This window comes from Endozoicomonas sp. (assembly GCF_031844845.1).
Lineage (GTDB): Bacteria > Pseudomonadota > Gammaproteobacteria > Pseudomonadales > Endozoicomonadaceae > Endozoicomonas.
Genome location: NZ_JAVRMB020000439.1, coordinates 1 through 8,663, shown reverse-complemented (window position 1 = coordinate 8,663; position 8,663 = coordinate 1). Strand labels below are relative to the sequence as shown.

Annotated in this window: 10 protein-coding genes; 2 read left to right on the top strand and 8 right to left on the bottom strand. The window is 47.7% G+C overall.

Features of this window, described 5'->3' with window-relative positions:
- From RM811_RS24175 to RM811_RS24160, 4 genes are all read right to left on the bottom strand, one after another.
- Positions 1-727: MBL fold metallo-hydrolase (locus RM811_RS24175; protein WP_402529477.1), on the bottom strand; the 727-nt coding region annotated here is incomplete at its 3' end.
- Positions 728-1,265: 538 nt separating this feature from the next.
- Positions 1,266-2,042 (bottom strand): ferredoxin--NADP reductase, encoded by a 777-nt coding sequence (locus tag RM811_RS24170; protein ID WP_402529475.1) that lies wholly within the window; start codon positions 2,040-2,042, stop codon positions 1,266-1,268.
- Positions 2,029-2,991 (bottom strand): cytochrome P450, encoded by a 963-nt coding sequence (locus RM811_RS24165; protein WP_402529473.1) that lies wholly within the window; start codon positions 2,989-2,991, stop codon positions 2,029-2,031. The genes RM811_RS24170 and RM811_RS24165 overlap by 14 nt, the downstream gene beginning before the upstream one ends.
- A complete protein-coding gene (locus RM811_RS24160) occupies positions 2,975-3,310 on the bottom strand; it encodes a hypothetical protein (protein ID WP_402529470.1) in 336 nt (111 codons plus the stop codon). The genes RM811_RS24165 and RM811_RS24160 overlap by 17 nt, the downstream gene beginning before the upstream one ends.
- A 59-nt stretch (positions 3,311-3,369) precedes the next feature.
- Between RM811_RS24160 and RM811_RS24155 the strand changes: the two genes are divergently transcribed.
- A complete protein-coding gene (locus RM811_RS24155) occupies positions 3,370-3,783 on the top strand; it encodes a hypothetical protein (RefSeq protein ID WP_402529467.1) in 414 nt (137 codons plus the stop codon).
- 395 nt (positions 3,784-4,178) lie between these two features.
- Here the strand turns inward: RM811_RS24155 and RM811_RS24150 are convergent, their stop codons facing one another.
- Positions 4,179-4,325, bottom strand: a complete 147-nt coding sequence (locus RM811_RS24150) for a hypothetical protein (RefSeq protein WP_402529464.1) — start codon at positions 4,323-4,325, stop codon at positions 4,179-4,181.
- Positions 4,326-4,361: 36 nt separating this feature from the next.
- Entirely contained in the window at positions 4,362-4,550 is a 189-nt protein-coding gene (locus RM811_RS24145; RefSeq protein WP_402529461.1) for a hypothetical protein, read from the bottom strand.
- Between the two features lie 416 nt (positions 4,551-4,966).
- Here RM811_RS24145 and RM811_RS24140 point away from each other — a divergent pair, with 416 nt between their 5' ends.
- A complete protein-coding gene (locus RM811_RS24140; RefSeq protein ID WP_402529459.1) occupies positions 4,967-6,322 on the top strand; it encodes a hypothetical protein in 1,356 nt (451 codons plus the stop codon).
- 134 nt (positions 6,323-6,456) lie between these two features.
- On the opposite strand, the gene RM811_RS24135 is transcribed toward RM811_RS24140, so the two are convergent.
- Positions 6,457-7,320: an SDR family NAD(P)-dependent oxidoreductase gene (locus RM811_RS24135; RefSeq protein ID WP_402529457.1), complete on the bottom strand. Its 864-nt coding sequence runs from the start codon at positions 7,318-7,320 to the stop codon at positions 6,457-6,459.
- Positions 7,304-8,663 (bottom strand): FAD-binding protein (locus RM811_RS24130; protein ID WP_402529455.1); only part of this gene is annotated, 1,360 nt, incomplete at its 5' end. The genes RM811_RS24130 and RM811_RS24135, both read right to left, overlap by 17 nt.

Sequence of the window (8,663 nt, the reverse complement as noted above, 5' to 3'; positions counted from 1 at the left end):
CTGGAATCCACATCACCAGATTATCATCGCCTTCGGCTCCCGGGGTTGGGATAATCTGAAACTGAACACCGCCCAGTTCAAACTCATAGCTACTCCCATCCTCCACCACGATATCCCCATTAATGCCACCATAGGCAAACATGGAGTCATCTTCCGGTGGCTGCTCAGGCATAAAGGTATAAAGTGTACGGTTCCGATCCCAGAAATACGGTTCCAGATCTTTCAGGTAACGCTGACCTTCCGAGAACCGTTCATGCACGATGATTTTTGCATCGGGGTATTCTGCCTGCCAGTATCTCAGGCCACCCACATGATCGCCATGGGAGTGTGAGAGCACGATATAGGCAATATCCCCACCCGCAGCTTCCTGCAGAAGTCGCTTATGTTTTGCCGCCTGAGTGGCCAGGCCCGTATCAAACAGCACATTACCTTCTGATGTTTTCACCAGGAAGGTATTAGCAACACCGCTTGCCCTGAAGATATTATTCTGGAATTGATCAACGTTCACAGGAATGGAGTGCAGGCCGTTCACCGTTTTTACTTTCAGGTTCGGATCATGCTTCGATTGCGATGCAATAAACTGATCTGCCAGGCCACCCACTACTTCAGCCTTGCGTTCCTTGATCATTCTGCCCGTGTCGGTTCCACTGATTCCCAAACCGACACCAACCCCAATAAGTGCTGATAACGTGGCAGTGAACAAAAACTTTGTACTGCTTTTTTTCATACCTTCATGCCCCCGGGCTAAGAGCTATTCTCTTTATTGTTATTTTGCCAGGGAGTCACTATTCCCCCTGAGTTCAACCAGATTTAAACATAAACATTTCCATCAGGCTTACCAGCCGATCTTTCTGGTGTATTTTTTTCTCCAAACGGATCGGATAGCACATGAAAAGCAATAAATCGTTCAAATCACATACAAAAAATACAGCTTTGGATTTGTCCCTAAATAATTTGCCTATTTTCGCCGCCCGCTGCCCGCCACCCGAAAAAGATAAGACGCATGCTTTTACGTTTTATCCGTTATTTCTGCACTTAGGAATTGTCCTGAAATAAGATCCAAATTTTACTGAAACTTGTAAAAGGCCGTTGCCTGCTACCCGCAAAAGCACAAGCGGCTCTGGCTTTTTCGGATAGCGGGCAGCGGGCAGCGGGCAGCGGGCAGCGGGCAGCGGGCAGCGGGCAGCGGGCAGCGGGCAGCGGGCAGCGGGCAGCGGGCAGCGGATAGTGTTCGTTGAAATGGCTAAGTTATTTAAGGACGGTCCTTACTTATCAACAAAAGCTCTTTCAATAACATAGTCAGCCACATCACCGGTATGAGCGGATGCAATGAAACCCAGACTATCCAGAATTTCACAGGTGTCGTTCAGCATGGCCTGACTGCCACAGATCATGGCCTTGTCGGTTTTTGGATTCAGGGGAGGAAGATCAAGGTCGCTGCAAAGCTGACCCGAGGTTATCAAGTCAGTCAGACGTCCGGTGTTCCTGAATAACTCACGGGTCACCGTTGGGTAATAAACCAGCTTCTGGCGGATTTCCTCACCCAGGTATTCATGCTGTGGCAAGTCATCTAACAGATAGTCATGGTAAGCCAGCTCACTGACATAACGGACACCATGGACAAGGATAACCTTTTCAAACCGCTCATAGGTTTCAGGATCCTTGATAATGCTCATAAATGGGGCAAGCCCCGTTCCCGTGGCGAACAGAAACAGGTTCTGGGCGGGTTCCAAATCCCCGACCACTAAGGTTCCTACCGGTTTACGGCTGACCAGCACCGAATCGCCAGGCTGCAAATGCTGAAGTCTGGAGGTAAGAGGACCATCAGACACCTTGATACTGAGAAACTCAAGATGCTCTTCATAGTTGGCACTGGCAATGCTATATGCCCGCATCAAGGGTTTGTCACCTACTTCAAGCCCGAGCATGACAAAATGGCCATTGTGGAACCGGAGTGAAGTGTCACGGGTTGTGGTGAAGCTGAACAGAGTCTCGTTCCAGTGCTTCACGGTTAACACAGTTTCTTGATTAAATGCTGACATACTCTGCTTCTTGTTCGTTGTTTACTTTCCTACCCGGGCTTTTTTCAGAATCCCTATCCGATTGATGAGCCATATCCTTTTTATCAGCTGTCTCAAAAGCCAAGGGTAACTTTAGCAAAGTACGGGCAAAGATGCTGGCCTCATAAGGACTTTCTCCAACAATGGCAAACCGGCTGGTTTTTTCAAGCAGCTTTTTCAGCACTATACGAATTTCCATTCGGGCCAGTTCCCGGCCAACACAGGCATGCACACCAAACCCAAAAGTCAGGTGTTTCTTAACATTGCGCCGATTCATATCAAACACTTCCGGGTTATCCCAGAATCGCTCATCCCTATTACCGGATGCCCACATCAGAAAGACCTGGGCTCCCGCCGGAATGGTCACTCCGTGCATTTCAACCTCGCGGGTGGTTACCCGGAAGTGCCCCTGAAATGCGGACTCCATGCGAAAGACCTCTTCAATAAACAAGGGGATCTTCTCCGGTTCAGCCCTGAGCGCCTTCTCCAGCTCCGGCTCTCTGGCCAATACTCTTACCGCACTGCCCATGGAACTGGCTGAAGAGTCACTGCCAGCAATCAGCATCTGCAGAATAATGGCGATTGCTCTCTGGTCATTGATAATGTTATCCGGGTCAGCACTGTTTTTAATCAGAGTCCCGGTAAAATTGGCGGGCGGATTCTTTTTGGCTTTCAGGTAATGCTTCCAGAGATAGCGGGTAAAGCCTGCACTACTAACGCCAATCTCTATCAATTCAACGCGACTGGCGGTTCCACTAAGTGAACGTATGCCCTGCATGCACCAGTATTTAATCTGCTCAAAGTCCTCTTCAGGCAGACCCAGCAAGCGGATAATCAACCGCATGGGCAGACGCCATGCAAAGTCCTGAACAAACTCTACCTTTCCCTTTGGCAGGAACTCATCCATCATTTCATCACAGAGTTCTTCCACCTCTTTTTCCAGTTTTTTCCAGTTTTTTCACAACGTGAACATTAAAGCCACTGTGGCCAACTTTACGCTCCTCTTTATGAATGGGTGGATCCTGTAGCGCCATGACATCGACGGGAACCACGCCAAGTTCACCAAGTCGCTCTGCCAGAGACTTGCCTTTTTCATCCGGATGACGGGCGCGCCCTCTGACCAGAATTTCCATCATTTTTGAAGAAAAGACGGCGGTATCCTTGCTGACTTCCTGAATATCCTCATACCGGGAGATGCAGTAAAACTCCTTTCCGGGCATTTTATAAACCGGATAGTCATCTCTGAGCATTCGATAATAATCAAACGGTTTGGTGAAATTGCTCTGGCTCAGAGGCTGGAACTCTTCCGGTGTTTTCGGGTTCAGGACAGGCAGAACTTCACGTTTACTTTCCTGACCTTTCTGTTTGCAGTGAGCCGGGCTGGATCACCCTCTTTGGCCAAATCCAGTTAAAACCAGGCGCCCTGGCTGTAATGAATGAGTGCCTTATGACACTGGAAGAAGCAGGATTTTCAATAGAAACTGCTATTCAAAGCTTCTTTATTCTTTTTCAAAACCTGTTGGGGGCTGTTTGCCTGAATACCGCCTTTAAAAAAAGCAGCGGTCAGGGGATTGCCACTGATATGGAGAATCTTCAGCCATTCGAAAATGTGAAGAAAAACCTTCCACGGCTGAATGAGATTGATCACAGATATCTTTTAAGAAGAAGTATGAAATTACTGGTAAGGGAACTTAAAGAACAAATCTGCCCATCAGAAATGTAAAAGTACACCACACTCATCTCTGGAAACTATTTATAGAGATGAGTGTGGCATTTCACACCAACTTAGGAATAGTCCCTGAATAATTTCCACATTTCGGCGTCTCCAAACTCCGTTCGTCCTGAGCCTGTCGAAGGCCGTAAACTCTGAGCCATGATAGATCGTGCCAAGCACCCTTCGACTCCGCTCAGGGTGAACGGAGAATGAGTTAAAAATGTCGACGTTATTTCAGGACAGTTCCTTAGGAGCTGTCCCGAAATAACTTCATCTTTCACCACAGTACCCGAGGGCATCAAAGGCACGGAGGAAGAAAGAAAGCCTTTTCTCTGTGTCCTCCGTGCCTCTGTGGTGAGCAAAATAGGGAAATTATTAACGGACTATTCCTTACTGACCCAGTATCAAACCACTGGCAGGAACACCGGTACCCACAGAAACCAGCACATTATGACCTGGTCAACCGCTTCATCCAGCATATCGAGGACATAAGGCTGGTCTTCAGTTCTTTGTACAGAGCCGGGAGCGGGTGTTTCGGTAACCCCTTTCATGGTCCAGGCCTGAATCATGGAGGGCGGTGCAATAATCTATCCCTGCTCAGACTGCTGCGCATATTCCGGGTTAGTGTACATGGGGTTCTCATCCCCCATGGCCTGACACCAGTGCCGAATCATGGGGAGGTTGACTGAATCCCAGCTGCGCTGAGGCCCTACTTCGACACCAATAATGGTCACCATTCGAGCGTCCAGTTCTTTATTGTTATCTTGTTGACTCATTACTTTTACCCTGACCAACCGATTTGAACCGAATCTTTATGCCGAAACAGCCATGAGCTGTAAAAAAACCGGATCACTGATAGGTTCCATTCTACGCAGCCAACAACAGCTCTCAATTACCAAAACTGGCCATTGTCGGCTATCAATATGCGGCCTTTGAGAGGCGGTTGTGGTGATTTTGTTTATATGCGCTATTGAAAGAGTGAAAGAGTGAAAGAGTGAAAGAGTATTGCTGCGATGTGAAAGCTTCCCGGAACAGTCTTTACTATATCGGTCATGAATAATCAATAAATTAAAATAAAGAAAAAAATGCCCAGGATGGACTAGAATTCCTGCGAGGATTTAGTGGTACTAACAACAGAATCCACCTTTACCCTTAAGTACAATACAATCAAAATTTGGCTCTTCAGAGAATTATGCTTACTTCTTTAACAACTCTCAATCACGATAAAACCTCGCCCGCTCAGCGGACTGAAACTGAAGGAGGGGCACACAATTGTACTTACCTTGGACATACTCTATCGAAGATAGATAGAGAAAAGCTTGAAGCTATTTGCCTCCAGCTCATCGTTGAAGGAGAAAAATATCTGAAAAGCGTGAAGCCATCCGATAAGGAAAGATCATCGATTACCACGCTTAATGATAGATACTGTAAAGCAGTAAAAGACAACACTGAAAGTCATTTTGAGGTTAGTGCTGATGACTTGGCCGTTATTAGTAAATTTGATCCTGAAAACTTACCTGCTTTTGAAGAAACGCCTCAACACAAGCTTGGAACTGCCTCAGGACTCAACAATGAAAGAGCAGAGTTCAGGGAAAACACCCCCAGCCAACCTGACGAGAGTCACTCTACATCTCAAAATCCAGATCTGAATTCTACAGCTGGAGGTAGAGCACTTACACGAGAACAAAGTAGAGAGGATATCGCCGACCAAAAGCCGTGCCGTCAATTTACGACCTCTCAATCAGAAGGTGCGGGCTGCACGCCCCAAACGGCCATTCAGGAAGTAGCCGCTGAACAGCCAGAAAACCTGACAGTCAAGGAACAAATTGATTCACTCACTCGCCTTAAAGGCTACCTAATAGGCGATTTTCTTGACAAATGCTCGATTGAGCAGAGAAAAGCGCTTTCACGGGAACAGGAAACTCCATCCCTCTGCTGGCCAGCTTTAAATATAAGACTCCTTGCAGATGCCAACAAAAAACACATTGATGAAAAAGTGGGAGACATGTTCAGACTTAATAATAAGTCAAAAATAGTGCAGGACACACTTACTCAATTTGAAGAAAAAATAGTACCTGATGAGTTACTTAAAAATCCAATAGCATGTGCATCCTTACTCTGTAACCTGCTCAGACTGAAAGAGTTTTTAACGCAAGAAGATTGCACAAGATTAATCTCTGAACGTTTTTCCACAACCCAGACAAGTGAAATGCGGCATAATTTGAGCACAGTGTTCAATCAGGCAAAGGGATTAATAGCTACATATAATGAAAGAGATCTATTTATTGTCTGTATGAGAGCAATGAAACATGCTTACGATGCGGCTCCAATCGAGAGAATGTCAAATACGGATCCTAACCCCCGAGTCGCCAAACGAGATTTGATAAAAATATTTGCAGAAAGTACGTTCGGAGGTAAAACACTTAATCCAAATAAGCCAAACGCACCTGCTACTGATCTAAACGCACCTACTACTGATCTAAAAGAACAGATTCATAATGAGTTATTCTATTCCAAGTCTCTTCTGCTGGCACTTTTTGAGTTATAGAAGAAAAAAGGCCCTGATTTAGAAAGCGTCATTACTGTACTGGGGATTGCCAGCCTGAAACCGAGTATTATTTGAACAACTTGAATTCATCAAGCAGGCCGTACAGCTATCCGGTTCATAAGGTTATTTACCCCTTACTCAATAACCGCCGGATTAGGCATGGCCGGTCCACCCAGAAATGCCCTGTGAGAAGGTGGCTGTTTACCATCCACATCCTGGACAGCCAACTCCGCGGCAAGCTCTGCAGCAACCTGGATACGGCCGGTCCTCTCCATAAGACCTTCACTATTCGCCAGGGCAGCGATAACACGGCCGCCAAATTCCGGAGATTCTGCAGTAGCCGCAAGGTCAGCATATTTCTCAGGCTCTGCGTCGAAAACGCGTTGAGTTCTTTCTGTCAGCACCAGGCCTAACCAGAGAGAAATACAGGCTACATTATGAGGTTTCAGATCCACGCCCATATCCGCCGCAAACTTATCAACAGCCGCCTTGCCACCACCATAAGCAGGACCATGCATATAACAACGGCCACCAAACGACGACGTATGGACAATAAGCCCCTGCTTCTGCTCGGCCATAATCCGTGCGCCATAGTAGCTGGCGACGTAAGTAGAGCGCATGCCAACATCCAGAATATCCAGCAGGGACAGGCTTTTCTCCCAGAAAGGTCCGGTTTGGGTCAATTCATCGGGAACCGCTGTGGCATTATTCACAAGAATATCCAGTCGTCCGGATTCCTTCTGAATACGCTGAAACAGTTGCTCAACCTGTACGTCATCACCGTGATCGCAGACAACAGCAACCCCTTTGCCACCACGCTCATTAATGGCCTCCGCGGTGGCAAAAACCGTTCCGGGAAGAGGAGAATCGCCTTCCTGCCGGCTTCTTCCTGTCACGTAAATAGTTGCTCCACTTTCGGCCAATGCAAGAGCGATACCCTTGCCAACGCCCCGACTTGCACCGGTCACCAGAACAACAGACTCAGGCTTCAACAGCATTTTTATTCTCCTGCACCTGGTTTTTATCATCAGCATCTTCAGCTTTGACAATCCGGGCATCGACCTGGCGCTGAGCAATATGGTTTGCAGAAAGATAACCAAAAGTCATGGCAGGCCCAATGGTTGAGCCTGCACCCGGATAGGTCTGCTTCATAACCGATGCTGACGTATTGCCAATAGCATAAAGCCCGGGAATGGCCTCACCATCTTCCCTTAGTACCTGACCATCGACGTTTGTTACCAGCCCGCCCTTGGTGCCAATATCACCAATATTGATTTTCACCGCGTAGAAAGGGCCTTTTTCCAACGGTCCGAGGCAGGGGTTGGGAGTGACATTAGGGTCACCGTAGTAACGGTCAAACAGAGAATCCCCTTTACCAAACTCAGGATCGCTACCTTCAACCGAGTACTGATTGTATTTGGTGACTGTCTCCTGCAAACCCTCAACATCGACACCAATATTTTCCGCCAACTCCTTCAACGTTGCTGCTTTCTGGTAGTAGTCTTTATAACGACGGGATACCGCCTTATCAGGCACTGCATAGCCAGGCAGCAAAGCGCCGCAGGGATATTTATGACGGAACTGTGCGTCAAAGACAAACCAGCACGGCACCGACTCAGTGCCATACATGCCATCCCCAAAGTCATTGTAGGGGGCTGCCTCATTGATAAATCGTTTACCGGCCTTATTCACCAGAATACAGTTAGGCAGGGCACGCTCTACAAACATCGCTCTTGACCGTGTTTCCCCTTCAACATGACTGGTGGGTGCCCACCAGCTATGCTCCATCAATGCCGTTGCAGCACCCAGCTCCTGACCGGCCTGAATCCCATCACCGGTATTGATACCTTCCGGCGCAGCACTCCACAGAGCCTGAGAAGGCTGTGGATGGTACTGCTCCCGCATGGCCTGATTACTTTCAAAGCCACCGGCACCGATAATGACACCTTTACGAGCCTTAACCCGAAGACGCTTGCCATCCCGATTAACAACAATACCAATCACCTGGCCATTTTCTTCTATCAGAGATTCCATGGGACTGTTAAGCCATAGCGATATATTTCGATCCAGCATGGAAGCCCTGAGGGCAGCAATCAGGGCATTACCCAGGGTCAGATAACGATCCCGTTTAGACTTGAAACGCCAGAAAACATCCCCGTAATAGCGCCCCATGATCTTCATATTGGTCAGCAGAAAGCCATTGCCACGACAAAGCAGTACCCGTGCCTCTTTCATGGTCATGGACATTCTGCCCAACATTAATGTGGCTGCGGTGGTTGGCCTGAGGTTTTCAAACTCTGCCCCTAACTTACTGCCACTGAAAGGGAGTGGATCCATGGAA

Excerpts from the sequence above, each read along its gene's own strand:
- RM811_RS24170 (WP_402529475.1), bottom strand. The coding sequence starts at position 2,042 with ATGTCAGCATTTAATCAAGAAACTGTGTTAACCGTGAAGCACTGGAAC.
- RM811_RS24160 (WP_402529470.1), bottom strand. The coding sequence starts at position 3,310 with ATGCTCAGAGATGACTATCCGGTTTATAAAATGCCCGGAAAGGAGTTT.
- RM811_RS24150 (WP_402529464.1), bottom strand. The coding sequence starts at position 4,325 with ATGAAAGGGGTTACCGAAACACCCGCTCCCGGCTCTGTACAAAGAACT.
- RM811_RS24145 (WP_402529461.1), bottom strand. The coding sequence starts at position 4,550 with ATGAGTCAACAAGATAACAATAAAGAACTGGACGCTCGAATGGTGACC.
- RM811_RS24140 (WP_402529459.1), top strand. The coding sequence starts at position 4,967 with ATGCTTACTTCTTTAACAACTCTCAATCACGATAAAACCTCGCCCGCT.
- RM811_RS24135 (WP_402529457.1), bottom strand. The coding sequence starts at position 7,320 with ATGCTGTTGAAGCCTGAGTCTGTTGTTCTGGTGACCGGTGCAAGTCGG.